Here is a 26,826-nt window from a genome sequence, read left to right on the forward strand (position 1 = left end):
CATGATCCTTTTTCCCGCCATCGATTTGAAAGACGGTCAATGCGTGCGCCTGAAGCTCGGCGACATGGATCAGGCCACCGTCTACAACACCGATCCCGCTGCGCAGGCCAAAGCCTTTGAAGATCAGGGCTTTGAATGGCTGCATGTGGTTGATCTCAACGGCGCTTTTGCGGGCGAAAGCGTCAATGGCGCTGCGGTCGAAGCAATCCTGAAAGCCACCAAGAACCCGGTGCAGCTGGGTGGCGGCATTCGCACCCTGCAGCACATTGAAAGCTGGCTTTCCAAGGGGCTGCGCCGTGTCATTCTCGGCACGGTCGCCGTGCGCGATCCGGCGCTGGTGATCGAAGCCTGCAAGGCTTTTCCGGGACAGGTCGCGGTTGGCATCGACGCCAGGGGCGGCAAGGTCGCCGTCGAAGGCTGGGCCGAAGCCTCCCAGCTTGGCGTGGTCGAACTGGCGAAGAAGTTCGAGGGCGCTGGTGTTGCCGCCATTATCTATACGGATATCGACCGCGACGGCGTTCTGGCAGGCATCAACTGGGAATCGACGCTGGCGCTTGCCGAGGCAGTTTCCATTCCGGTGATCGCATCGGGCGGCCTTGCTTCGATGGACGATATCAAGCGCCTCGCCGCTCCGGATGCACGCAAACTCGAAGGTGCGATTTCGGGCCGTGCGCTTTATGACGGTCGCATCGATCCGGCTGAAGCGCTGTCATTGTTGAGGGCCACAGCATGACTTTGAAAGCACGCGTAATTCCCTGTCTCGATGTGAAGGACGGCCGCGTCGTCAAGGGCGTCAACTTTGTCGATCTGATCGATGCGGGCGATCCGGTGGAAGCCGCCCGCGCTTATGATGCGGCGGGAGCGGACGAATTGTGCTTCCTCGACATCACGGCGTCCTCGGACAATCGCGAGACAATTTTCGATGTGGTGGCCCGGACAGCAGAACAGTGCTTCATGCCGCTTACCGTTGGTGGCGGTGTGCGTCAGGTTGCCGATATCCGCAAACTGCTTCTGGCCGGTGCCGACAAGGTGTCGATCAACACGGCAGCGGTGAAGAACCCGGAATTCGTTGCCGAGGCGGCGGACAAGTTTGGCAATCAGTGCATCGTCGTCGCCATCGACGCCAAGAAGGTTTCGGGCGAAGGCGAAGCGGATCGCTGGGAAATCTTCACCCATGGCGGTCGCCAGACGACGGGCATCGATGCGGTGGAATTCGCCCGCAAGGTTGTCGATCTGGGCGCAGGCGAAATCCTGCTCACTTCGATGGACCGTGACGGCACCAAGGCCGGTTACGACGTGGCGCTGACCCGCGCTGTGGCTGACAGCGTGCGTGTGCCGGTGATCGCTTCGGGCGGCGTCGGCAATCTGGATCACATGGTGGCGGGTATCCGCGACGGCCATGCGACGGCTGTGCTAGCTGCTTCGATCTTCCACTTCGGCACCTATTCGATCGGGGAGGCGAAGCGCTATATGGCCGAAGCCGGAATTCCGATGCGGCTCGATCCGGTTCGCTGAACAGAATATAAATGACGGGAGGAACCCCGATGAGCCAGTTTACGCTCGCAGATCTTGAACGCATCGTGGCCGAACGCGCCAGCGTGACCGATGGATCGTCCTATACGGCAAGCCTTGTCGCCAGAGGCCCGAACAAGGCCTCGCAGAAGCTGGGCGAAGAAGCCGTGGAAACGGTGATTGCGGCTGTTTCCGGTGACCGCGCAGGCGTGGTGTCCGAAAGCGCCGATCTGCTTTATCACCTGATGGTGGTCTGGAAAATTGCCGGTGTGCCGCTCGAAGAGGTTCTCCAGGAACTCGACCGCCGCACGGGCCAGACCGGCCTTGAAGAAAAGGCTGCTCGCCCGAAGGCGTGATCCTATAAAGGATTGCGCTGAATAGAAGGCCAGAGAGACGACAGTTCATGTGGGAAAAAGTGGATCAGCTCACCCCTTCCAGATATTCGCCCTACCGCTTTTTCTCGGCAGAGGAATGGGCTGGTTTTCGCGCGGATACCCCCCTCACCCTGACCTATGAAGAGGTCAAGCGGTTGCGTTCGCTCGGCGATCCCATCGATCTTGATGAGGTCCGCCGCATCTATCTGTCGCTGTCGCGACTGCTTTATGCGCATGTCGAGGCCAGCCAGCTTCTGTTCCGCCAGCGCCAGCAATTCCTCAATATGGAGGAATCCTTTAAGACGCCCTTCATCATCGGCGTTGCCGGTTCGGTGGCGGTCGGAAAGTCTACGACAGCGCGTATCCTGAAAGAACTGCTCGCCCGCTGGCCGTCCAGCCCGAAGGTCGATCTGGTGACGACGGACGGTTTCCTTTATCCCAATGCGGCGCTGCGTGAGCAGAACATGATGGAGCGCAAGGGCTTTCCGGAAAGCTACGATATCGGCGCTGTCCTGCGCTTTCTGTCGGCGATCAAGGCGGGCATGAGCCATGTGCGTGCGCCGCTTTATTCGCATCTGAGCTATGATGTGCTGCCGAACGATTTCCAGGTGGTCGACAAGCCGGACATTCTGATTTTCGAGGGCATCAATGTCCTTCAGGTGCGCGATCTGCCGGAAGACGGCAAGATGGTGCCCTTCGTCTCGGATTTCTTCGACTTCTCGATCTATATCGATGCCGATCCGGTGCTGATCCACAAATGGTATATCGACCGTTTCATGCGCCTGCGCGAAACGGCCTTCCGCGATCCGCAATCCTTCTTCCATCGCTATTCGCAGCTTTCGGAAGATGCGGCGCGCTCCATTGGCGAAGGCCTGTGGCAGAATATCAATCTGCGCAATCTCAATGAAAATATCCTGCCGACCCGACCGCGCGCGGACCTGATCCTGCGCAAGGGCAGCGATCATCTGATCGAAGAGGTCGCACTCAGGAAGATATGAAAAGAGGCCGGGGAAACCCGGCCTCTTTGCTAGAGCATTTCCAGCAAAAGTGCGAAGCGGTTTTGCGTCGGATAATGCGTGAAAACAAAGAGATCAGCGCCCCAGATTGGTGCGGGCGAGTTCGACGATTTCATCGCCGCGCCCGTTGATGATGGCTTTCAGCATATAGAGGCTGAAGCCCTTCGCCTGCTCTGCTTTGATCTTCGGCGGCATGACGAGCTCTTGCTTGGCTGTGACCACATCGACCAGAACCGATCCCTTGTGATCGAAAGCCTGTTGCAGCGCGCCCGGCAGATCTGTGGATTCCTCCACCCGGATTCCTTTGATGCCAATGGCTTCCGCCATGGCGGCAAAGTTCGGATTATCCAGATCGGTGCCGGTGCTCAGATAGCCGCCCGCCTTCATTTCCATGGCGACGAAGCCGAGCGAGCCATTATTGTAGATGATGATCTTCACCGGCAGGTTCAGCTGTGTGAGGGATAGAAAATCGCCCATCATCATGGTGAAGCCACCATCCCCGGACAGGGAGATGACCTGTCTGTCCGGCGCTGCGGCCTGCGCGCCAAGCGATTGCAGCATGGCATTGGCCATGGAGCCGTGATTGAACGAGCCGAGCAGACGGCGCTTTCCGTTCATCTTGAGATAGCGCGCTGCCCAGACGGTTGGTGTTCCGACATCGGCTGTGAAAATGGCATCGTCCTTCGCAGCCTGATCGATCAGACGTGTGAGATATTGCGGATGAATGGGCTGTCCCGCCTTTGAGGGCTGGGCGAGATCGTCCAGATCCTTGCGCGCTTTCACATAATGCGCTTTGGCGGAATTCAGGAACGTGGCGCTGCGGTTCGATTTCAGTTTGGGCAACAGGGCGTTGGCGGCTTCTTTCACATCGCTGACGACGCCAAGCGTGATCGGCGCGCGACGACCAAGCTGGGATGGATCGCGATCAATCTGAATCACTTTCGCTTTCTCGGGATAGAAATTCCGATACGGAAAACTGGTGCCCAGCATCAAGAGCGTGTCGCAGTTCAGCATCGCGTGGTAGCCGGATGAAAATCCGATCAGGCCGGTCATGCCGACATCGTTGGGATTGTCCCACTCGATATGCTCCTTGCCGCGCAGCGCATGCACCACAGGCGCGGCGAGACGGTCGGCAAGCGCCACCACGGCATCATGCGCACCGGCGCAGCCGCTCCCAGCGAGGATTGTGATCTTTTCGGAGCTATTCAGAAGATTGGCAAGCTGCCCGATATCATCATCAGACGGGATGATCCGCGGCTGCGCGACCTGGACCCAGGCTTTCGCTGCCGGTTCGTCGATCTGTTTCAGCGCAACATCACCCGGCAGAACGATGACAGCCACGCCCTGCTGTCCTACTGCCGCGCGCATGGCGCGGTGCAGCACTTCCGGCATCTGGGCGGGATTGGAGACAAGCTCGACGAAATGGCTGCATTCGCGGAACAGTTCCTGCGGATGCGTTTCCTGAAAATAGTCGAGGCCGATTTCCGACGAAGGAATATGGGCGGCGATGGCCAGTACGGGCGTGCGATTGCGCTGGCAGTCGAAAAGCCCGTTGATGAGGTGAAGATTGCCGGGGCCGCAGCTGCCGGCACAGACGGCCAGCTGACCTGTAACGGCTGCTTCCGCGCCAGCGGCGAAAGCGGCGGTCTCTTCGTGACGGACATGCATCCAGTCAATCTTGCCAAGGCGGCGCAGGCTGTCGTTCAGCCCGTTCAGACTATCGCCGGTCACACCCCATATGCGCCGGACTCCGGCTTGAGCGAGGGTTTCGGCCAAAAGGTCTGCAACAGTCATGCTCATAATATCACCTCATTGAAACTCCCGTGTTCAAAGTAGAGCACCAATGAGGAGATGGTAGCGGTAATTTCAGCGGCGCTGCGCAGCGCCGCTGAAAGAATGTATCACCCGCGGTGAAAAGGGGCTTTACGCCGTGCAATCGGTAATGAAACGCGCCAAATAGGCATCGAAAACTGCTGGCGTTTCACGAAAAGGTGCGTGACCGGCATTGTCGATAACGTGGGTTTTGTCTTCCCAAAGATTGCCGAAGCGGACTTTCGACACGAAGTCGAGCTCGACGAAAGGTTCGTCACGACCGTTGACCACGGCGATGGGAAGTGTTGCTCCGGCAGCGATGTCGCGCTGGTTGCCACCGGTTCCAGCGGCAAACTTTTCGAACATGATGCGGCGTGCGCGACCGTCGGTGCGAGCGACGATATCGAGCAGCGAGGGTTCAAACGGTTCGCCGCAGGTGCTGCGCGCATAGGATTCGACATCGCGGGCCGAAAACACTTCCTGCCCGGCCAGCGCCATGTCGGGACCACTTTTGAAGCCCTGCCCCACTTCCTCGCGGGCGACCGGTGGCGTGCCGGTGATCATCAGCCCGCGCATGCCCGGGTAGCGTGAAATCATCTCAAGCCCGATATGGCCGCCGAGCGACCAGCCGAACACCACCGCATCGGAAATGCCAAGCTTTTCCAGCACTTCGGTCATGGCATCGGCATAACCTTCCATGGAATAGCTGCGGTCGGGATCGATGGCGTCACCAGACTGGCCATGGCCGGGCAGATCAGGTGCGATTACGCGCCACTTCTTGCCGATTTCGCCCTCAAGTTGGTTCTGGAAAATCGCGCTCGCACTCGAATTGCCATGGATCATCAGCAAGGGCGCACCCTCGCCCGCGCTTTCGCGCACTGCAATTTTGCCATGGCTGGTTTCGAGATCGTAGAGTTTCGTGGTCATGCGTTTCCCCTGCTCTTGCGGTCTTTTCGGGATTGGAATTCAGGTCCGGAGGTAGCGCTTCAGTCGAAGGAAACCTTGCCACGTCCTTTTTTGATATCTGCGCGGCCTGATTTCGCCTTCAGGCGTCGCTCGACAGAGCCTTTGGTGGGTCTGGTCTTCTTGCGCGGCGGCGGTGGCGGCTCGGCCGCTTTGGCGATCAGGGCGATCAGCCGTTCGCGGGCGTCTTCGCGGTTGCGCTCCTGCGTGCGGAAGCGATTGGCCTCGATGAGAATGTCACCGTCCTTGGTGCCTTTCTGACCGGCCAGCTTGAAGAGGCGTGTGAGGATATCTTCCGGCAAACCCGATTGCGCCGCATGAAAGCGCAGCTGCACCGCCGTCGAAACCTTGTTGACGTTCTGTCCGCCGGGACCAGAGGCGCGAATGAAGCTTTCCTCCAGATCATCCTCACGGATCGTCAGGCGGTTGGTGATGCGGATGATGTTCCGGTTCTCTTCCATGAGAGAACGCATACACGCTTCGTTGCTGTTGGACAAAAGAAAACCCGGCGCACGCATGCCCCCCAAAAGTGCGAAGCGGTTTTGGGACAAGGGCATGCGGAGAAAAGTCATGCCCGCCAGAGTGCGGAGCTGAATTGAGACAAAAGAAAACCCGGCACGCGGGCCGGGCTCTCTCCCTCCTCAGTATTTCTGAGCACCTTATTCGGCAGCGATGCGGATTGCCGGTGCTGCGTCCTTGACCTCGTGATCGACGTGGCTTTCGAACTTCTCGAAGTTGGTGACGAACATGTCGACCAGCTTCTTGGCCTGTGCGTCATAGGCAGCCTTGTCGGCCCAGGTCGAACGCGGATCGAGAATGGACGTATCCACGCCCGGCACTTCAACCGGAACGGCGAAGCCGAAATTCGGATCGATGCGGAATTCCGCATTGTTCAGCGAACCATCGAGAGCCGCAGCCAGAAGCGCGCGGGTTGCCTTGATCGGCATGCGCTTGCCGGTGCCGTAGGCGCCGCCGGTCCAGCCGGTGTTGACCAGCCAGCAATCAACCTTGTGTTCGGCGATCAGCTTGCGCAGCAGATTGCCGTATTCCGACGGATGACGCGGCATGAACGGCGCGCCGAAGCAGGTCGAGAAGGTTGCTTCAGGTTCGGTGACGCCCTTTTCAGTGCCTGCCACCTTTGCCGTATAACCGGACAGGAAGTGGTACATGGCCTGTGCCGGGGTCAGCTTGGCGATGGGCGGCATCACGCCGAAAGCATCGGCGGTGAGCATGATGATGTTCTTCGGCTGGCCGCCCTTGCCCGTCTTCGATGCATTCGGGATGAAATCAAGCGGATAGGCGCAACGGGTGTTTTCGGTCAGCGAACCGTCGTCGAAATCCGGCTGACGGTTGGCGTCGAGCACAACGTTTTCCAGCACGGTGCCGAAACGCTGCGTCGTGGCGTAGATTTCCGGCTCCGCTTCGGCAGAAAGACGGATGGTCTTGGCATAGCAGCCGCCTTCGAAGTTAAAGATGCCATGCTCGCCCCAGCCATGTTCATCGTCGCCGATCAGCGTGCGCGTCGGGTCGGCGGAAAGCGTGGTCTTGCCCGTGCCGGACAGGCCGAAGAAGACGGCGGTGTCGCCGTTCGGGCCTTCATTGGCCGAGCAATGCATCGGCATCACGCCCTTGGCAGGCAGGATGTAGTTGAGAGCGGTGAAGACCGACTTCTTCATTTCACCAGCATAGGAAGTGCCGCCGATCAGCACGATCTTGCGGGTCAGATCGACCGCGATCACTGTTTCGGTGCGCACGCCATAACGTTCCGGATCCGCCTTGAACGACGGCAGATCGATGATCGTCATTTCCGGCACATAGGAAGCAAGCTCTTCCTGGGCAGGGCGGATCAACAGGTTACGGATGAACAGCGAGTGCCAGGCATATTCGGTCACGATGCGCGCGTTGATCTTGTTGTCGGCATCTGCGCCGCCGACGAGATCCTGAACGAAAAGCTCCTTGCCCTTCGCTTGCTCGATGAAATCGGCATAGAGAAGTTCGAAAGCTTCCGGCGTCATCGGCTTGTTGTTGTCCCACCAGACCTGATCTTCGGTATTGGCGTCGCGGACAACGAACTTGTCCTTCGGCGAGCGGCCGGTGTGCTGGCCGGTGCGGGCGACGAGCGCGCCCTGTGCGGTCAGTTCAGCTTCGCCACGGCGGATGGTTTCCTCATAGAGCCGAGCAGGCCCGAGGTTATAAAAGACTGCGGAGAGTTCCTTCAGTCCCGAAGTGGCAATGGAAGCGGCCGTATTGTGAATGCCGGTCTCTCTCATGGTGTCTCCGCCATTTGGTTTGACAAATAAATCTGGCCTCCGTTTTTCCGTTCTCGGAGGAGTGGGGAGTCAGAAACAGATTAATTGCGGCAATTCAAATATTTAATCGGTTTAAAAATTTTGAATTTTTTTTAAATCGTTTAATTATTGCGTTTTCGCGTGTATTATTTGTGGAATACAATCTGAACGAGTATTAACCAAAGAATGATTCGCCAAAGCGTGTTTCACGGCTTCTTACAGAGCCGCCACATTTTGTACCTAATTTGTACTGCACAAGCTGCATCACTATAATAGTATCGATGTGCAAATCAGGCGCTCGATTATCGAACCGCCCTCCAGCCGGTTGCGCCGGGTGGAATGCCAGATGGTCAACGCCCATGGAATGCTCCGATGGGGATGGCATGGCAAAACATGAAGGAGAAGGGTCCGCATGAAGGAAGCCTCGGCAACGCAGACAATTGCGCTGGTCGACGATGACCGTAACATTCTGACCTCCGTTTCCATTGCGCTGGAGTCGGAAGGCTATCGGGTTGAAACCTACACCGACGGCGCTTCCGCTCTTGATGGTCTGATGGCGCGTCCGCCAAATCTTGCGATCTTCGATATCAAGATGCCGCGTATGGATGGCATGGAGCTTCTGCGCCGCCTGCGCCAGAAGTCTGATCTCCCGGTCATCTTCCTGACTTCGAAGGACGACGAGATCGACGAACTCTTCGGTCTCAAGATGGGCGCGGATGATTTCATCACCAAGCCGTTCTCGCAGCGATTGCTGGTGGAACGTGTGAAGGCTGTTCTGCGCCGCGTCGCCGCCCGCGACGGCACGGCCAAGCCGGCAGGCCAACCGTCCAAGTCGCTGGAACGCGGTCAGCTGGTCATGGATCAGGAGCGTCATACCTGCACCTGGAAGGGCGAGCCTGTCACGCTGACGGTCACTGAGTTCCTCATCCTGCATTCGTTGGCGCAGCGCCCCGGCGTCGTGAAAAGCCGTGACGCCTTGATGGATGCGGCCTATGATGAACAGGTCTATGTGGATGATCGCACCATCGACAGCCACATCAAGCGCCTTCGCAAGAAGTTCAAGGTGGTTGACGACGACTTCGAGATGATCGAAACGCTCTATGGCGTTGGCTATCGCTTCCGCGAAGCCTGATTGGTAAAGTTAACAATGCCGGGTGCGATATCCCGGCATTGATCTGGAATATTTGACGCACATCTTATCCGAAAACCGGTTCACACTTTTCGGGATGTGCTCTAGCACGAGTAACCAAAGCGAGATGGTCGCAGAGACCCGGAACGAAAGCCTGAAGGCGAGTTTGCAAGCGAACTTGCGCGAGCGCAGAGCACGGCGACAGCGCTCGGTGTTCTGGCGTCGCCTGTTTGCGCCCTTTCGCAAGTTTCTCGGTCAATATCTCTTTTCGAGCCTGACGCGCCGCATCCTGTTTCTCAATCTTGCGGCGCTCGGCGTGCTGGTTTCCGGCATTCTTTATATGAACCAGTTCCGCGAGGGGCTGATCGATGCCAAGATTGAAAGCCTTCTGACCCAGGGCAAGATCATCGCTGCGGCGATTTCGGCCTCGGCGACGGTCGACACCAATTCGCTGATGATCGATCCTGAAAAGCTTCTGGAGCTGCAGGCCGGGCAAAGCCTGACCCCCTCGCCCGATTCTCCCGACAATTGGGAATTCCCGATCAATCCGGAAAAAGTTTCCCCGCTGCTCCGCCGGTTGATTTCGCCGACCAGTACGCGTGCGCGCATCTATGATCGCTACGCCAACATGCTGCTGGATTCACGTGCGCTCTATTCGCCGAGCTTCCCGTCATCCGGGCCTGTGCTGCGCTATGATCTGCCGCCCATCGAGGAAGAAAAGCCCAGCGTTTGGGAGCGTTTCACCCGATGGTTCACCAGTTTCTTCTTTGGTGGCGGTTTGCCTGTCTATCAGGAACAGCCGGGCGGTAATGGTCTTGCCTTTCCCGAGATCGTTAAGGCGCTGACGGGTTCCCCGCAGACTGCGCAACGGCGAAACGAGAAAGGCGAACTCGTGGTTTCGGTCGCAGTTCCCGTCCAGCGTTCGCGCGCCATTCTCGGCGTGTTGCTGCTGTCGACCGAGGGCGACGATATCGACAAGATCGTGCAGGGCGAACGCATGGCGGTCTTCCGTGTGTTTGGCGTCGTCGCGCTGGTCATGGTGATCCTGTCGCTGTTCCTCGCATCAACCATCGCAAGCCCGCTGCGCAAATTGTCTGCTGCAGCGGACCGTGTCCGCCATGGCGTCAAGAACCGTGTCGAAATTCCGGATTTCTCGGAACGTCAGGACGAGGTGGGGCACCTGTCCACCTCCATCCGCGAGATGACGGACTCGCTCTATACGCGCATCGAAGCCATTGAGAGCTTTGCCGCCGATGTGAGTCACGAGCTGAAGAACCCCCTCACCTCGCTCCGTAGCGCGGTGGAGACCTTGCCGCTCGCCAAGTCCGAAGATTCGCGCAAGCGCCTGCTCGATATCATCCAGCATGACGTGCGCCGTCTGGACCGCTTGATCACCGATATTTCGGATGCTTCCCGTCTCGATGCGGAACTTGCGCGCGAACATATCGACCGCGTGGATATGAAGACGTTGCTCACCAATCTTGTGACCGCCGCCCGCGAAGTGCGTCGCAACAAGATCGGCACCGAAATCGTCTTCAATACAGGCAAGCTGCCCGCAGGCAAAAAGACGTTTTATGTGGCTGGTCATGATCTGCGGCTCGGTCAGGTGGTGAGCAATCTCATTGAAAATGCGCGCTCCTTCGTGCCGGACGATACGGGTCGTATCGTGGTGACCTTGCAGGGCGAAGGCAGCCGTCTGCGCGTTCTGGTCGAGGATAACGGCCCGGGGATCCCCATCGAGAATATCGAGCGGATTTTCGAGCGTTTCTATACGGACCGCCCGGCATCGGAGGCTTTCGGCCAGAATTCCGGCCTTGGTCTGTCGATCAGCCGCCAGATCATCGAAGCGCATGGTGGTACGCTGACGGCAGAAAACATTGTCGATCCGGCCAAGCCGGATGAATTCAGGGGCGCCCGTTTTATCGTCGATCTTCCGGCCAGCGCATGACCCCGGAAGAAGCCAAGAGCGGCCTCCACGCCACCACCGTGCAATTGCGCGGAAAGGGTGTGATGATCATGGGCCGCTCGGGCGCGGGCAAAACTGAACTCGCGCTGACGCTCGTCGAGCGGGCTTCCCTTCGCGGTGAGCAGGCTTTTCTGGTCAGCGATGACCGCACGATGCTGCGGGCAGAAGATAATCATCTCATCGCCTGCGCTCCCGCCTCCCTGGCGGGTGGTGTGGAGATTCGCGGCGCGGGCCTGTTCAGAGTGCCTTTTGTGTCCAGCGCCGTGCTTGATCTGGTGATCTGGCTGGTGGCTCGCGACGAAGCGGAGCGCTATCCCGGTGGCGGGAGCTGGACCTTTGAGGGCATCGGTCTGCCGCGGCTGCTTTTGCCGTCACTATCCTCAAATGGCGATTCCAACGCGCTATCGCGGGCGATCGAGGCGACTTTATTCTACGAACCCTGGTCGCCGGAGAATCGCTGAGCCGATGTTGGTTTCGATTCGATGAAGTTTTCATCCCGCTGCGGCATTTTGCTTTTTTCAAGGCGGGGTAGAGATTTTTCACTTGCTATAAGGATTTGCCCTGCCAAGATGCACAACTCGCCGGCATGGTTCCGGCTGCAGTACGATCCTTAAAACGTGACAGGTTTTTTGGAATGATCGTACTGAAACAAAGCAGGTGCCATCTGATCATCTGGCGGGGTGATGCGGCAGGCGCGCGACGGGAGCTTTTATAGTATGATCGGACTCGTGCTTGTTACGCACGGAAGGCTGGCCGAAGAGTTTCTTCATGCCGTTGAGCATGTGGTAGGCCCGCAGGATAATTTCGAAACCGTATGCATCGGTGCGGAAGATGACATGGAACAGCGTCGGCGTGATATCGTCGAAGCTGTCGAACGCGCTGAAAATGGCAGCGGCGTTATCATCCTGACCGACATGTTCGGTGGAACTCCATCCAATCTGGCCATTTCGGTTATGCAGGAGGGCAAGATTGAAGTCATCGCAGGCGTCAATCTGCCGATGCTGATCAAGCTGTCGAGCGTGCGGGTCGGGGGCGATATCAAGACTGCGCTTCGCGAGGCGCAGGATGCGGGGCGCAAGTATATCAATGTCGCAAGTCAGGTTCTGACAGGAAAGTAATATATGCCGTCCAGCGTCACCCTTACTGGCGAATATGATCCCGAAACTGCCATTTCCCGATCGCTTGAGATCGTGAACAAGCGCGGGCTGCATGCCCGCGCCTCCGCCAAGTTCGTTCAGCTCGTCGATGGCTATGATGCGCATGTCCGCGTTTCCAAGGACGGCATGACGGTTGGCGGCACCTCGATCATGGGCTTGATGATGCTGGCCGCCTCACCCGGCTGCTGCATCGAGGTCAGCGCCTCTGGCGAGCAGGCCGAAACCGTGCTCAATGCCTTGCAGGTACTGATTGCCGACAAGTTCGGCGAGGAATGCTGATCCCATTGGACAGCCTAGCCGCGCCTGTTGCGGTGTTTGACGCAGGCATTGGAAGCTATGCGCTGGTCGAGCTGATCAGACGCCGACAGCCACAGCGTGACATCATCTATTTTGCAGATCGTGCACGTTTTCCCTATGGCGGGAAAACGCGAAGCGAGCTGTCGTTCATTATGCGCAGCACAATCGACTATCTGATCGGTCTCGGCGCGGAGAGCGTCGTTCTGGCTTCCAATGCGCCATCAATCATGGTGTTGGACGCCTTGAAAGATCAGTTCTCTGTGCCGGTCTATGGCGTGGCGCCACCCGTTCGGGAGGCAATCGCGGCCAGCCGCAGTGGCCATGTTGCGGTTCTGGGCGTTCGTTCAATGATTGAAAGCACCGAACTCAGTGCGTTTGTGCATACCCAAGCGACTGGATCGGCCGAGATCAGTCTCATCAACGCCTCTCCAATGGTTGAACTGGTGGAAAGCGGTTTGTTTCTGTCAAACCCGGCAAGAACGGCCGAAGACGTTGCCCGCTTTTGCGACATGATCCTTGCCGAACATCCGCATATCGACGTTCTCACTTTGTCGAGCACACACTTGCCCTGGCTGCGACCGTTCTTCGAGAAAGCGCGCCCCGACTGGATGTTCCTCGACCCAGCGGACAGTGTCGTTTCGGCCCTTCCCGCTTCACAAGACGGTTCCGGTCGGACCATCGCATTGGTGACGGAGAACGCGGCCTATACGGCTTCAGACTTTGCCAAGATGCTGGCAACCCTTGGGATCAATCTCGATTTGACGGTGGTGGAGCAGTCAATCGGCTAATTGTTCGATATGCACGTATAAAGATTTGTTTATATGAAGTTGTGCTTCGGCCCGCGATCTGCTAGTCAAAGCGGCAGCCGGAGCGGTTATTTGCGACCATAATCTGCGGATAGTCGCTCCCAAACCATGTCTACAACGCTATTCCGAACCGGGTTCATTGCCGTAGCGGAATTGTTTTTGATTGGAGCACGCGATGACCGCAAGCCAAGATTTCGTCGTCAAGGATCTGAGCCTGGCCGACTGGGGCCGCAAGGAACTCGACATTGCTGAAACCGAAATGCCGGGCCTGATGGCCGCGCGTGCGGAATTCGGCAAGTCGCAGCCGCTGAAGGGCGCACGCATTTCCGGTTCGCTGCACATGACCATTCAGACGGCCGTTCTGATCGAGACGCTCAAGGCCCTCGGCGCCGATGTGCGCTGGGCTTCGTGCAACATTTTCTCGACGCAGGACCATGCTGCCGCCGCGATTGCTGCTACCGGCACGCCGGTTTTCGCCATCAAGGGCGAAACCCTTGAAGAATACTGGACCTATACCGACAAGATCTTCCAGTGGCCGGATGGCCAGCCGTCCAACATGATCCTCGACGATGGCGGCGACGCCACCATGTACATCCTCATCGGCGCACGTGCTGAAGCCGGTGAAGACGTTCTGTCGAACCCGGGTTCGGAAGAAGAGGAAGTTCTCTTCGCGCAGATCAAGAAGCGCATGGCTGCGACGCCGGGCTTCTTTACGAAGCAGCGCGATGCCATCAAGGGCGTGACGGAAGAAACCACCACGGGCGTCAATCGTCTGTACCAGCTGCAGAAGAAGGGTCTCCTGCCCTTCCCGGCAATCAACGTCAATGACAGCGTGACCAAGTCGAAGTTCGACAACAAGTATGGCTGCAAGGAATCGCTGGTCGACGGTATTCGTCGGGGCACCGATGTGATGATGGCTGGCAAGGTCGCCGTCGTCTGCGGTTACGGCGATGTTGGCAAAGGTTCCGCCCAGTCTCTGGCTGGCGCCGGCGCTCGCGTCAAGGTGACGGAAGTCGATCCGATTTGCGCCCTTCAGGCCGCCATGGACGGCTTTGAGGTCGTGACGCTCAGCGATGCCGCCCCGACCGCCGATATCGTGATCACCACGACGGGCAACAAGGACGTCATCACGCTCGACGACATGCGCAAGATGAAAGACATGTGCATCGTCGGCAATATCGGCCACTTCGACAACGAAATTCAGATTGCCGCTCTGCGCAACCTGAAATGGACCAACGTCAAGCCGCAGGTCGACCTGATCGAGTTCCCGGATGGCAAGCGTCTGATCCTTCTCTCGGAAGGCCGCCTGCTCAATCTCGGCAACGCTACCGGCCATCCGAGCTTCGTGATGTCGGCTTCCTTCACCAACCAGGTGCTGGCCCAGATCGAGCTTTACACGCGTCCGGAAGCTTACAAGAACGAAGTCTATGTTCTGCCGAAGCATCTCGACGAGAAGGTCGCGCGCCTGCATCTCGACAAGCTGGGTGCGAAGCTGACTGTGCTTTCTGAGGAACAGGCTGCCTATATCGGCGTCACTCCACAGGGCCCGTTCAAGTCCGAACACTACAGATATTAACCATAGGTTAAGCATTCTACTACATGTTGAGATCGGGCAGTTGACAAGCTGTCCGATCTTTCTTTTTGCGCGCGACACGCTTCACGTGGATTCGTCGGAAGGGTATTGTGAAGACGAATCAAAAGCATTCCCGGCAAAAGTGTATTGCGGTTTTGGCGTTCGGGCATGCGAAGAAACAATGTGTTTTGGCGGGTGTTCGCGTTGTGCGTTTTTTGCCGGTTTCGGCGGGAAGCGACTGGTCGTTTCGTCCCTGAAACACGTTTGGCTATCGGGTACTGTGGCGGTGCATGATGGCCAGTCGAGACGTTGAAGTGTTTGAAATGCGGGTGTGCGTCCGTTTTTGCGGATTGTACAGTCGGGTGGCGGAGAAAAGGGAAACATGCCAGAAGTCGGCTTACCGGATCAGGCCCGGGGCAATACCACAATCGGAAAAGGCAGAAGCCTGACGGTTGCCCTTGCTTGTATTGCAAAGCCGTTTCGGCAGGTCGTTTTGAAGGCGACCGTGTCAGTTTCCGCTGTTCTTGCCGCAATGCCTGCTTTCGCGCAGGGCGCGGATGGCGCACGCATCGAGCTGCCTTTTGGTGGCGGCAGCGTTGGCGCTTTCGAAGTTATCCAGTTTTCAATGTTTGTCGGCGCCATGGGCGCGGCGCTTCTTTCCGCGGGCTGGCTCATTCGCGAGCGCGCGCGGGCGGCCAATGAAAACAAGGACCTGCGCTCAAAACTCTCCGATCTGAGCCTTACTGCGCAGCGCAATGAAGCGCTTCTCAATCTCAAGGATCAACGCATCGTCGTCTGGGACGGCCATACGATGCGGGCCGATGTGGTCGGGCAATTGCCGGATGAAAGCGGCGCGCCGCAGGATCGCTCGGCATTTCTGGCTTTCGGTCGCTGGTTGCGCCCGCAATCGGTCACAGCGCTGGAACGCGCCGTTGCATCGCTGCGCGAACATGCGCGCACCTTCGATCTGACGGTCGAAACCAATAACGGCACACTGCTTGATGTTTATGGCCGCACGTCCGGCGGTCTGGCCGTCGCCCGCTTCTTTAGCCTGCAAGGCGTTCAGGCGGAACGCGCAGCGCTTCAGGCGCAGAACCGCGAATTGTCGGAACGGATTGAACTCCTCCGCCGCCTGCTGGAACGCATTGAGCAACCTGTCTGGGTTCGCGATGGCAATGGCCGCATCGAATGGGTCAATCAGGCCTATGCGCGCGCTGTGGATATGCCCGATACCAGCCAGACAATCGCGGAAGGCCGCGAGCTTTTCGGTGCGCAGGCGCGGATTCGCCTTGAGCGGGATCGTTTTGCCGAGCCGAACCTGCATGAGCAACTACCGACAGTTGTGCGCGGTGACCGCCGAATTTTCGATGTAACTGATGTGAGCGCCGAGGGCGGTTCCGCGGGTCTCGGCTTCGATCTGAGCGAAGTCGAGCAGGTTCGCGAAGAACTGAGCCGCACGTTGAAAAGCCATGCTGAAACGCTGGATCAACTCTCGACTGCGGTGGCGATCTTCGATCCGGAAATGAAGCTCCAGTTCTTCAATCAGGCTTTTGCGAAGCTCTGGTCGCTCGATACGGGCTGGCTCGAAACCCAGCCGAGCAACACCTTGCTCTTCGACCGCCTGCGGTCCGAAGGCAAGCTGCCGGAACAGCCGGAATGGCGCAAATGGAAGGACGGCGTGCTGTCCGCCTATCGCGCTGTCGAGCCGCAGGAACATATGTGGCATCTGCCCGATACGCGCACGATGCGCGTGGTGGCCAATCCGCATCCGCAAGGCGGCGTGACCTGGTTCTTCGAGAATATGACGGAAAAGTTCGAGCTCGAAGGCCGCTACAACACGCTGATCAAGGTTCAGGGCGAAACGCTGGATCATCTGGCCGAGGCTGTTGCGGTGTTCGGTTCCGACGGTCGCATGCGCCTGTCCAATCCGTCCTTTGCGGATCTGTGGTCATTGCCTGCCGCCATGGTCGTGGTGGGCACGCACATTTCCACGATTTCAAAGCTTTGCCGCGAACGCGGTGGAGATGGTCTCTGGGACGATTTCGTGTCTTCCGTGACCGGCTTCCTCGACCAGCGTGATGGTCGCATGGGGCAGGTGGAGCTGGATGACGGCGTGATCCTGTCCTTCGCCGTGGTGCCGTTGCCCAAGGGGCAGACCATGCTCACCTTCATCGATGTGACCGATACGGTGCGGGTTGAGCGCGCCCTGAAGGAAAAGAACGAAGCGCTGGAACTGGCCGACCAGATCAAGAACGATTTCGTGCAGCACGTTTCCTACGAGCTGCGTTCGCCGCTGACCAATATCATCGGCTTTACCGAACTGCTGCAGACCCCGTCTTTCGGTTCGCTCAATGAGCGCCAGGTCGAATATCTGGAGCATATCAGCACGTCTTCGTCTGTCCTGCTGACCATTGTGAACGATATTCTCGATCTTGCGACCGTCGATGCTGGCATCATGGAGCTGGAGATCGGCGATGTTTCGGTGGTCGAAGCGATTTCCGCTGCTGCATCGCGGGTGAGTGAACGTCTGCGCGACCATGATATCGGCCTTGATGTCGATATTGCCGACGATGTGGACGTCTTCAAGGCCGATGCCAATCGCGTGCGTCAGGTGCTTTTCAACCTTCTGTCCAATGCGACGAATTATGCGCCAGAAGGCTCCACTGTCACCTTGCAGGTCGCCCGCGAAGGGTCCGAAGTGGTCTTCTCTGTTCACGATGACGGGCATGGCATGCCGCCGGAAGTTCTGGATACTGTCTTCAAGCGCTTCCAGTCCTACCCCAATGGCGGGCGCAAGCGCGGTGCCGGGCTTGGTCTTGCTATCGTGAAAAGCTTCGTGGAGCTGCATGGCGGCAAGGTCGATATCGAGACGGGTGCGGGCAGGGGAACGACCGTCATCTGCCGCTTCCCGTCGGAGACACGCAGCTTCCGTGTTGCTGCCGAATAAGGTAAACGGTGCCCATGAGCGCCCAAACACAGATTCTCGAATTCTACCTGCCTGATGAAGCCGCCACACTCCAGTTTGGCGAAGACTTCGCGCTCGCTCTGCAAAAGGGCGATCTGGTCACGCTTTCCGGTGATCTGGGGGCGGGGAAGTCGTCGCTGGCGCGCGCGATAATCCGCGCGATTGCCGACGATCCGGGGCTGGAAGTGCCAAGCCCGACCTTCACTCTGGTGCAGAGCTATGAAGCGCTTCGTCTACCGGTCGCCCATGCCGATCTCTACCGCCTGTCTTCCGGCGAGGAGCTTGACGAGCTGGGACTGATCGAATTTCTGGACGATGGTGTTGTGCTTTCCGAATGGCCGGAACGCGGCGAGGGCTTTTTGCCCGAAGCGAATTTCTCGGTCACGCTTTCGCATGAAGGGGCAGGGCGACGCATCGCCATTACCGGGCCGCAGGCTGCGATCAGTCGTCTGGAGCGCTCGCTGGCCATTCGCGCTTTCCTTGATCGCCACGATCGACAGAGTGCCGAGCGGCGTTACCTGCAAGGCGATGCATCGCCGCGCAAATATGAAACGATCCGCACTGCGCACGGTGTCGAAATTCTCATGAATGCGCCGCAGATGCCTTATGATCCGCCACTGCGAGACGGCAAGACCTACAGGCAGATTGCTCATCTTGCCGAAAATATTCTGGCATTTGCAGCCGTTGATGGGTTGCTGGCCGCGCATGGCTTTCGCGTGCCGGACATGCGCGCTGCTGATCTGGACGCAGGTTTTCTGGTTCTGGAAAATCTGGGTGTCGAGGGCGTGCGTGCTGAATCCGGTGAGCCGGTGGCGGAACGCTACGAGGCGGCAGGACGCTTTCTCGCGCATCTTCATGGTGTAAACTGGCCGGACCGCGTGCCGCTGAATGGTTATCCTGATCACCTGATAGCACCCTTCGACCGGGATGCCATGATGATTGAGGTGAGCCTTGTCGGGCAGTGGTATGCTCCGCGCAAGATGGGCCGACAGCTTACCGATGCCGAAAAGCAAGCTTATGAAGCTGCCTGGGACAAGGTGATTGCTGATATCGCCGATGTCGAACAGAGCCTGTTGCTGCGCGATTATCATTCGCCGAACCTGTTCTGGTTTCCGGAAGCCGAAGGCAAGGACAGGATCGGAACCATCGATTTTCAAGATGCGATGATCGGCCCCGCTGCCTATGACGTGGCCTCGCTGGCACTCGACGCGCGCGTGACCATCTCCGTCGAACTGGAACAGGCGGTCGTTGCCGCTTATTGCGACGAGCGCCGCAGCTTGGGCCATGCTTTCGACGAAGCCTTGTTCCGCAAGGCCTATGCGGCCATGGGCGCGCAACGCAATGCCAAGCTGCTTGGTCTCTTCGTGCGGCTTGATGAGCGCGACGGTAAGCCGGCCTATCTCAACCATCTGCCGCGCATCCATGATTATCTCGGGCGCGTGCTTGTTCATCCGGTCATGGAACCTGTGGCGGTATGGTTCCGTGAGCTGGGATTGATGCAGGAAGGGTTCGTGCGCAATGAAAATGCCTGAGACGGCCATGGTTCTGGCGGCGGGGCTTGGCAAGCGTATGCGCCCCATCACAGAGACAATTCCGAAGCCGCTGGTGAAGGTCGCGGGAAAGCCGCTGATCGACTGGGGTCTGGACGCATTGGAAGCTGTCGGCGTGCCCAACGCGGTGGTAAATGTCCATTATTTAGCCGACCAACTGGATGATTATCTCGCTGACAGGGCGGAGCCGCATATTGTCATTTCCGACGAGCGTGATCTGCTGCTCGATTCCGCAGGTGGTATCGTCAAGGCATTACCGCTACTGGGAACGTCTCCGTTCTATCTTCTGAACGCCGATACATTCTGGGTGGGCGATACAGCGAAGCCCAATCTTGCAGCCTTGAGTGAAGCCTGGGACGATGCCCGCATGGATATCCTGCTGATGACGGCGGGGCTCGATCAGGCCACCGGATTCGAAGGGAAGGGCGATTTCGTCACTGATGATGCAGGCCGTTTGCGCCGTGCTCGCGATGTGCCGGGAACGCCGCTGATCTATGCCGGGGCCGGTATCATTCATCCGCGCATTTTTGCAGGTGCAACGCCTGAAGTGGCATCGCTCAATCGATATTTCGATAAGGCCATCGCGGAGGGCCGTCTTTATGGTATGCCGATGGTCGGGCATTGGCTGACGGTTGGAACGCCGGAAGCCATAGCGCAAGCGGAGGCCGCACTTTCCGCACTGGTTTGAGCCAAGGTAGTTTATGAAGGAGAGAAACAGCATGAGCAAAACAAAGCCAAGGCTGTTTTCCATTCCTTCCGGAACGCCCTTCCTGCCAGCCTTTGCCAAGGCCTTGCTTGAGGGAAGGCTGATCGAAGGTTTTCCCGGCAATCCCGCAGATCCTCTGGCACTGGCCAGCGCAACGATTTACGTGCCGACGCGTCGTGCAGCGCGTGCTCTGCGATCTGTTATCGTCGATATGAATCCGGCTAAGAGTGCTATTCTGCCTGCCATCAGACCGCTGGGTGACGTGGACGAGGATGCGGCTTTTTTCAATGCCGGGGCGGCAGGCGTGTTCGACCTCAACCCGCCGATTGCAAAGGCCGAGCGGATTTTGCTGCTGGCGCGTCTGATCCGTCCATGGCGTGAATCCCTGCCTGCCCATGTGCGCGCGCTGTTTGGCGTTGACGATGTGTCGGTTCCGGCCACAACTGCAGATGCCATCTGGCTGGCCCGCGATTTGGCCGGGCTGATGGATCAGGTGGAAACCGATGGCGCGAAATGGAGTGAACTGGCCACGATCGCGCCGGACGATCTCGCCGACTGGTGGCGGGTGACGCTCGGTTTTCTCGATATCGTTACCAAGCTGTGGCCCGATATTCTGGCCGAGCGCAAGCTCTCCAACCCGGCGGCGCATCGCAACGAACTGATCTGGGGTGAGGTGGCACGCCTGCGCGATAACCCGCCTCCGGGGCCGGTCATTGCGGCCGGTTCAACGGGCTCCATTCCTGCCACCGCCGAACTGGTTTCCGTCATCGCCCATTTGCCAAACGGTGCGGTCGTTCTGCCGGGGCTTGATCGCGATCTTGATAACGATGCGTGGAAAATGCTGGGCGAGGCGGAGGATAATCCTTCGACCTTCGGTCATCCGCAATATGGCCTGCACAAGCTGCTGCGCGCTATCGGAACGCTCCGCGAAGACGTCGAGCATATCGAGGATATGTCACGTCAGAAGCGGGTTCTGGAACGAGTTGTGAGCGAAGCGTTGCGACCGGCGGAAACGACCGACGCATGGGGTGCGCTCAGCCAGCACCCGGATATGCAGCCGGATGTTCTTCTGGCCTCGGCGCATAAAATCGATCTCATTGAGGCGGCGAACGAACGCGAGGAAGCCCTGTCGGTGGCGCTGGCGTTGCGCGATGCCATTCATGAGGAGGGCAAGATCGCGGCGCTGGTGACAGCCGACCGCAATTTGGCGCGACGCGTGGTTGGAGAACTGGCGCGTTTCGGCATCGATGCCGATGATTCCGGCGGGCGACATTTGCGCGATGTCGAGACCTCGACGCTTTTGCGCCTGACCGTCGAAACAGTGTTCAATCCCGGTGATCCAGTGGCCTTGCTGGCGTTGGTGAAACATCCTTTGCTGCGACTGGAAACGTCGCGCATCGATCGGCGTCTCGCTGGCGAAACACTGGAACTTGTCGCATTTCGTGGCGGCACAGGGCGTGCTTCCGTCATCGACCTGCCAGCTTTTTTCGATCGGCGGCTGGAAGAAAGCGCCAACCAGTCCTGGCGTCCGGCATGGCACGACAGTATCACCCCGGAGATGATCGCAGCCGCGCGCGGTCTTTGCGAAAATCTGTCCCAGGCTGTGGCGCCGCTGGCGCCTTTCGCGACAACAAGCCGGCGAACGAATATTGGCGAGATTGCGCGGGCGACAGCGGAAGCCGTTGAAAATATGGCGCGCGATGAAAACGGCAGTGTCGCGGCCTTCTATTCCGGTGAGCGCGGCGAAAAGGTTGCCTCATTCCTGCGCGGTCTTGTTTCAAGCGAGTCGGAACTGGAGTTTGAAGCCAGCGAATGGCCGGCAATTCTGGATGCGCTGATGGCCGGCGAAACCGTCAAGCCACATCCGGGCGGACATCCGCGTGTCTTCGTCTGGGGTGCGTTGGAAGCGCGTCTGCAGACTATCGACACGGTGGTGATCGGTGGCTTGAATGAAGGCAGCTGGCCTGCCAAGACCCGCAACGATCCCTTCATGTCGCGCCCAATGAAAGCGATGATCGCGCTTGACCCGCCAGAGCGACGCACAGGCCTTGCCGCACATGATTTTCAGATGGCGCTTGGCATGGATCATGTGGTGCTGTCGCGTTCGCAGCGTTCGGATAATGCGCCAACGGTTACATCGCGCTGGTTGCAGCGGCTTGAAACGGTGCTGGGCACCGACGTGACCAAGGAAATGCGCCAGCGTGGCCAGCGTTTTCTGCACTGGTCCCGCGAGATTGACCGTGCACCGGATGTGCCTTTCGTCAAAAGACCGGAGCCTGCGCCGCCGGTTGCAGCGCGGCCCAGGCATTTCTCTGTCACGGAAGTGGAAACGCTGCGCCGCGATCCTTACGCGATCTTCGCCAAGAAAATTCTCAAGCTGCGTCCACTGGAGCCGTTGATCCGCGACCCGGCAGCGGCTGAACGCGGCACGCTTTTCCATGATATTCTCGGACATTTCACGCAGGAAAATATCGACCCGCTGGCTCCCGATGCAGCCGAGCGCTTGATGGAACTGGGGCGCATCCTGTTTGCCGATATGGATTTGCCAACCGAGATTGAAGCCGTCTGGTGGCCGCGTTTCACGGCGCTGATCCCGCAGTTTCTCGAATGGGAGCGGGAGCGCGCCTATAATGTGCAGACACGATTTGCGGAGATTGCTTCGGAAAAGCGTGAAATCGAAAGCCTTGGTATCACCCTTTCGGGGCGTGCCGACCGTATCGATCTGATGCGGGACGGGACTGCAGACATCATCGACTACAAGACCGGCTCCACACCGTCGCCGCGTCAGGCGCATGTTCTCCTGTCGCCGCAGCTGGCGCTGGAGGCTGCTCTTCTGGTGCGGGGTGCGTTTAGCGAGGTTGGCTCTGTTCGGGCGTCCGATCTCACCTATGTGCGGCTTCGGGCTGGGGGTGAGGTGAAACCGGAATCCATCTTGAAGATCAGCAGACCGCCATCAGAAAAAACCGCGCCCGCTTTGGGTGAGGAAGCATGGCAGCGCCTTGCTCAGTTACTGGGCGAATATCAAAAGCCGGATAAGGGTTATCTTTCGCGGGCGCTTCCGTTTCGCGAAACCGACCTCACGGGCGACTATGATCACCTTGCGCGTGTACTGGAATGGTCCGCTGGCGGTGATGCCGGTGGGGAGGGCGGCGAATGAAGAAGAAGCTCTATATTCCTCCGGAAACCATCGACGCACAGGCGCGGGCAGCCGATCCCGCCGCCTCTGTCTGGGTGTCGGCCAATGCCGGATCTGGAAAGACGCATGTTCTGACCGAACGCGTTATCCGCCTTTTGCTCGAAGGGACCGATCCCTCGAAAATCCTCTGCCTCACCTATACCAAAGCGGCGGCAGCGGTGATGCAGAACCGTGTTTTTGCGCGTCTGTCGGAATGGGCGGTGCTGCCGGATGCGGAACTTGCCGAGCGGTTGAAATCGCTTGAAGGCCGCAGGCCGGGCGCGCCCCGCCTCGCGGTTGCGCGGCGGCTTTTCGCCCGCGCACTGGAAACGCCGGGCGGGTTGAAAATCCAGACCATCCATGCGTTTTGCGAAGCCATTCTGCATCAGTTTCCGCTTGAGGCGAATATTGCCGGTCACTTCGAGATGATGGACGACCTGATGCAGGTCGCACTTGTGGGCGAAGCACGGCGTCAGCTGCTCGAAACGGCGCATGGCGGCGGCGATACGGATATTGCAGCGGCCTTTGCCGATGTCTTGCAGGCATCGGGCGAAATGGGGCTGCAATCGCTGCTGGACGAGGCTGTGAACCGGCGTAACGGCTTGCAGCGCTATATCGCCGAACTGGGCGTTGCCGAAACACGTGTCGAGACTCTGCATCGCGCATTCGGTTTCGATCCGGATGAGCGCGAAAGCGATATTCTGGCTGAGCTCTGGCCGGTTCCCGAATTTTCTGACGACGCGCTTGATCTCATTCTGTCGATCCAGAAAGGTGCGGCGCGCGCGCATGATTTTGCGCTGCAGTTGAAGCGCTACGACAAGGTGAGCACCGCCCGTGACCGCGAGGCTGTGTTGCGCGCTGCGTTTCTGAAAAGCACCGGCGAGCCGAAGTCGGGCGCTTATGTCGGCTCGGCAGCGGTGAAGAAACTGCTGCCGGAATTCGAGGAAGCGTTCGATGGTGCCGCTTCCCGCGTTGAAATGGGTCTCGACCGGCTGAAGGAATTGCGTCTTGTGCGGCTCAATCTGGCTGCGCTGACGCTGATCGATGATCTCCTGCAACGCTATCATGATCTCAAGCGCAAGCGCGGTCTGCTCGACTTTGAAGATCTGATCACGCGCACCGTGGCGCTGCTCGCCCGGGACGGGGCAGGGCAGTGGGTGCAGTACAAGCTTGATCGCGGCATCGATCATATCCTCGTCGACGAAGCACAGGATACCAGCCCCGACCAGTGGCAGGTCATCCGCATGCTGTCGGAGGAGTTCTTTTCCGGTCTCGGCCAGCGCAATCTGCAGCGCACGTTGTTTGCGGTGGGTGACGAAAAGCAGTCGATCTATTCGTTCCAGGGGGCCGTGCCGGAAGATTTTGCCGCGCAGGGCCGTTCGGTCAGTCTCCGCGCAGGCGATGCCGAATTGAAGTTTGAGCGCGTCAGTCTCAACTTCTCTTTCCGCTCGGCACCGGATGTGTTGCAGGCCGTGGATGAAGTGTTTGCAAGGCCTGAAGCCAATCGCGGGCTTGCAGGTGCCACGGTCCACGATGCCATTCGCGCTGATGCGCCGGGCGAGGTGGAAATCTGGGACATGCTGACGCCGGAAGCGGTGGAAGAGCCGGATGACTGGCGTGTGCCTGTCGATCATCTTGCAGCGCCTGCGGTGCGACTGGCCGAACAGATCGCCGCCACCATCCGCTACTGGCTGGACAGGGGCGAACCGATACCGGGTCAGAACCGGCGCATCGCGCCGCGTGACATCATGGTGCTGGTGCGCAAGCGCGATCAGTTCATGCCTGCTTTGTCGCGGGCGCTGAAGAATCTCGGCGTGCCGGTGGCGGGCGCGGATCGACTACGCCTCACCAGCCATATCGCCATTCAGGATTTGATGGCGCTTGGGCGTTTCGTTCTGCAGCCCTCGGACGATCTTTCGCTGGCTTCGCTTCTCAAAAGCCCGTTGTTTGGCTGGGACGATGACAGGCTGTTTGCGCTCGCTCATCCGCGTGGGTCCAGCTCGACGCTGTTCGAGCATCTCTATCGCGTCTCGCGCGAGGATGAGGCGCTTGCTGCCATCCACAAGACCCTGAGCCGCTGGCGCGGCCTGGCCGACACGATGCCGGTTTTCGAGTTCTATGCGCGTATTCTCAGTGGCGACGGTGCGCGCCGAAAGCTTCTGGCGCGGCTTGGACCGGAAGCGGGCGACATTATCGATGAGTTTCAGAACTATGCGCTCTCCGCTGAGCGTGCCGGGTTGCCGGGCTTGCAGGCTTTCCTTGAAACGCTGGATGCGGCCTCGCCGGAAATCAAGCGCGAGCTGGATCAGGGCCGCAACGAAGTGCGCCTCATGACCGTCCACGCGGCCAAGGGCCTTGAGGGCGCAGTGGTGTTTCTGGTCGATCCCGGCAGCGCCGTCTGGACCGGGAGCCGTGCGCCCAAGCTGATCCCCTATGATCTGCCGCATGACGGTGCGCCGGTGAAAGGCTATCTCTGGCAGCCGAATGGTGGTTGGCAGACCGGCTTTAACGCGGCACGTGTTGAAGAGCTGAAAGCCCGTGCCGAGGAAGAATATCGCCGCCTGCTTTATGTCGGCATGACGCGCGCCGAAGATCGCCTGATCATCTGCGGTTATCGGGGCACACGCGAGAGCGGCGAAACCTGGCACAGGCTGGCCGAGGATGCGTTGGCCATTAAATCCGAGACCTTCGTGCATCCTGTGCAGGGCGTCGCGGCACGACGCTACCGCAACACGCCACGCGGATTGACGGAAATTATCGAGCCGGATCAGGCAGAGGCAAGGCCATTGCCCGATCTGCCGCCGGAATATCTGCTTCCAGTCAAGCCAGAAGCCGGTCTCCCACGCCCTCTTGCGCCCTCCGGTGCGTCAGCGCTCATCGAGGCGGATGAAGAGCCGCCGCTTGATTCCAGCTCGCCTGTGCTTGGCGACATTGTCGGTGATGGAGCACCCGGCTTTGCCTTGCGACGCGGTACAGCGATCCACATGCTGCTGCAATATTTGCCGGAGGTTCCGGAGGCAGCACGGGAAAAGCTGGCGGAAGAGTACCTCGCCCGGATAGCGGGCGATTGGCCGGAGATCGAGCGCCACAATGCCGCTCTAAGCGTGAAGGCCATTCTGGGGGATCAACGATTTGCGCCGGTTTTCGCTTCTGGTTCGCGTGGCGAAGTCGCAATCATGGGCACGATCAATCTTGGCGGGCGCGATCATGCTGTGTCTGGTCAGGTCGACCGCATCAGCGTTGACGAGACCCGCGTGCTCGTTGTCGACTACAAGACCAACCGACCACCGCCAAAGACCGTCGACGCAGTTCCTTTCGCCTATCGGGCGCAGCTCGCACTTTATAAGGCGCTGTTGGAGCCGCTCTATCCGGGGCGGGTGGTGGAAACAGCATTGCTTTTCACCGAGGGGCCATTCCTGTTGCCGCTGCCCGATGCTGTGCTTGACGAAGCCATGCAGGCGTTGAGAGACTCTCAAGGAAAGGTGAGCAACTAGAACTTGACGGATGGCAGCGGACACGCCACATGATATAGCGAAG

21 protein-coding genes are annotated in these 26,826 nt (G+C 58.9%); 16 read left to right on the forward strand and 5 right to left on the reverse strand.

All coding sequences use genetic code 11. From position 1 onward, the window contains the following. The first annotated feature begins 1 nt into the window (after position 1). From hisA to coaA, 4 genes are read left to right on the forward strand one after another with little or no spacing between them, the layout of a single operon-like run. The gene (hisA, locus tag FHW03_RS00990; protein WP_182518964.1) at positions 2–733 is read left to right on the forward strand and encodes a 1-(5-phosphoribosyl)-5-[(5-phosphoribosylamino)methylideneamino]imidazole-4-carboxamide isomerase; all 732 of its coding nucleotides are present in this window, start codon (positions 2–4) and stop codon (positions 731–733) included. Beyond that, the gene (hisF, locus tag FHW03_RS00995) at positions 730–1,515 is read left to right on the forward strand and encodes an imidazole glycerol phosphate synthase subunit HisF (RefSeq protein WP_078337642.1); all 786 of its coding nucleotides are present in this window, start codon (positions 730–732) and stop codon (positions 1,513–1,515) included. Before hisA ends, hisF begins: the two co-directional genes overlap by 4 nt. 29 nt (positions 1,516–1,544) lie before the next feature. Further along, positions 1,545–1,868 (forward strand): phosphoribosyl-ATP diphosphatase, encoded by a 324-nt coding sequence (locus tag FHW03_RS01000; RefSeq protein ID WP_078337643.1) that lies wholly within the window; start codon positions 1,545–1,547, stop codon positions 1,866–1,868. A gap of 47 nt (positions 1,869–1,915) precedes the next feature. Further along, positions 1,916–2,884 carry a type I pantothenate kinase gene (gene coaA / locus FHW03_RS01005; protein WP_182518965.1) on the forward strand — a complete coding sequence of 323 codons (969 nt, stop codon included), beginning with the start codon at positions 1,916–1,918 and terminating at the stop codon, positions 2,882–2,884. A 93-nt stretch (positions 2,885–2,977) separates the two neighbouring features. On the opposite strand, the gene poxB is transcribed toward coaA, so the two are convergent. The 5 genes from poxB to FHW03_RS01030 form a co-directional block, all read right to left on the reverse strand. Further along, the gene (gene poxB / locus FHW03_RS01010; protein ID WP_182518966.1) at positions 2,978–4,702 is read right to left on the reverse strand and encodes a ubiquinone-dependent pyruvate dehydrogenase; all 1,725 of its coding nucleotides are present in this window, start codon (positions 4,700–4,702) and stop codon (positions 2,978–2,980) included. Positions 4,703–4,825: 123 nt separating this feature from the next. Next, on the reverse strand, positions 4,826–5,641 hold the full coding sequence (locus FHW03_RS01015) for an alpha/beta fold hydrolase (RefSeq protein WP_182518967.1): 816 nt from the start codon (positions 5,639–5,641) through the stop codon (positions 4,826–4,828). Positions 5,642–5,700: 59 nt separating this feature from the next. After that, positions 5,701–6,150 carry an alternative ribosome rescue aminoacyl-tRNA hydrolase ArfB gene (arfB, locus tag FHW03_RS01020; RefSeq protein WP_171058694.1) on the reverse strand — a complete coding sequence of 150 codons (450 nt, stop codon included), beginning with the start codon at positions 6,148–6,150 and terminating at the stop codon, positions 5,701–5,703. A gap of 186 nt (positions 6,151–6,336) precedes the next feature. Continuing rightward, positions 6,337–7,947 carry a phosphoenolpyruvate carboxykinase gene (locus FHW03_RS01025; protein ID WP_182518968.1) on the reverse strand — a complete coding sequence of 537 codons (1,611 nt, stop codon included), beginning with the start codon at positions 7,945–7,947 and terminating at the stop codon, positions 6,337–6,339. A gap of 193 nt (positions 7,948–8,140) precedes the next feature. Then, positions 8,141–8,326, reverse strand: coding sequence for a hypothetical protein (locus FHW03_RS01030; RefSeq protein WP_182518969.1), 186 nt, complete (start codon positions 8,324–8,326; stop codon positions 8,141–8,143). A 51-nt stretch (positions 8,327–8,377) separates the two neighbouring features. Between FHW03_RS01030 and FHW03_RS01035 the strand changes: the two genes are divergently transcribed. The 12 genes from FHW03_RS01035 to addA all read left to right on the forward strand — a co-directional run bounded on the left by FHW03_RS01035 (position 8,378) and on the right by addA (position 26,783). Continuing rightward, positions 8,378–9,097 (forward strand): response regulator transcription factor, encoded by a 720-nt coding sequence (locus FHW03_RS01035; protein ID WP_078337648.1) that lies wholly within the window; start codon positions 8,378–8,380, stop codon positions 9,095–9,097. 124 nt (positions 9,098–9,221) lie between these two features. Beyond that, positions 9,222–11,042, forward strand: coding sequence for a stimulus-sensing domain-containing protein (locus FHW03_RS01040; RefSeq protein WP_182518970.1), 1,821 nt, complete (start codon positions 9,222–9,224; stop codon positions 11,040–11,042). After that, on the forward strand, positions 11,039–11,521 hold the full coding sequence (locus tag FHW03_RS01045; protein WP_182518971.1) for an HPr kinase/phosphorylase: 483 nt from the start codon (positions 11,039–11,041) through the stop codon (positions 11,519–11,521). Before FHW03_RS01040 ends, FHW03_RS01045 begins: the two co-directional genes overlap by 4 nt. Positions 11,522–11,776: 255 nt before the next feature. Continuing rightward, on the forward strand, positions 11,777–12,178 hold the full coding sequence (locus FHW03_RS01050) for a PTS sugar transporter subunit IIA (protein ID WP_078337651.1): 402 nt from the start codon (positions 11,777–11,779) through the stop codon (positions 12,176–12,178). Between the two features lie 3 nt (positions 12,179–12,181). Then, positions 12,182–12,496: an HPr family phosphocarrier protein gene (locus FHW03_RS01055; protein ID WP_078337652.1), complete on the forward strand. Its 315-nt coding sequence runs from the start codon at positions 12,182–12,184 to the stop codon at positions 12,494–12,496. Beyond that, positions 12,490–13,302: an aspartate/glutamate racemase family protein gene (locus tag FHW03_RS01060; RefSeq protein ID WP_182518972.1), complete on the forward strand. Its 813-nt coding sequence runs from the start codon at positions 12,490–12,492 to the stop codon at positions 13,300–13,302. The genes FHW03_RS01055 and FHW03_RS01060 overlap by 7 nt, the downstream gene beginning before the upstream one ends. Positions 13,303–13,495: 193 nt before the next feature. After that, positions 13,496–14,896 (forward strand): adenosylhomocysteinase, encoded by a 1,401-nt coding sequence (ahcY, locus tag FHW03_RS01065; protein ID WP_182518973.1) that lies wholly within the window; start codon positions 13,496–13,498, stop codon positions 14,894–14,896. Between the two features lie 529 nt (positions 14,897–15,425). After that, on the forward strand, positions 15,426–17,840 hold the full coding sequence (locus FHW03_RS01070) for a PAS-domain containing protein (RefSeq protein ID WP_377514032.1): 2,415 nt from the start codon (positions 15,426–15,428) through the stop codon (positions 17,838–17,840). Between the two features lie 14 nt (positions 17,841–17,854). After that, positions 17,855–19,390: a tRNA (adenosine(37)-N6)-threonylcarbamoyltransferase complex ATPase subunit type 1 TsaE gene (tsaE, locus tag FHW03_RS01075; RefSeq protein WP_182518975.1), complete on the forward strand. Its 1,536-nt coding sequence runs from the start codon at positions 17,855–17,857 to the stop codon at positions 19,388–19,390. Next, positions 19,377–20,096 (forward strand): nucleotidyltransferase family protein, encoded by a 720-nt coding sequence (locus FHW03_RS01080; protein ID WP_182518976.1) that lies wholly within the window; start codon positions 19,377–19,379, stop codon positions 20,094–20,096. Before tsaE ends, FHW03_RS01080 begins: the two co-directional genes overlap by 14 nt. 31 nt (positions 20,097–20,127) lie before the next feature. Then, the gene (addB, locus tag FHW03_RS01085; RefSeq protein WP_182518977.1) at positions 20,128–23,271 is read left to right on the forward strand and encodes a double-strand break repair protein AddB; all 3,144 of its coding nucleotides are present in this window, start codon (positions 20,128–20,130) and stop codon (positions 23,269–23,271) included. Beyond that, a complete protein-coding gene (gene addA / locus FHW03_RS01090; protein ID WP_182518978.1) occupies positions 23,268–26,783 on the forward strand; it encodes a double-strand break repair helicase AddA in 3,516 nt (1,171 codons plus the stop codon). Before addB ends, addA begins: the two co-directional genes overlap by 4 nt. Positions 26,784–26,826 lie beyond the last annotated feature (43 nt).

It is taken from the genome of Ochrobactrum sp. RH2CCR150, assembly GCA_014138095.1.
Lineage (GTDB): Bacteria > Pseudomonadota > Alphaproteobacteria > Rhizobiales > Rhizobiaceae > Brucella > Brucella gambitense.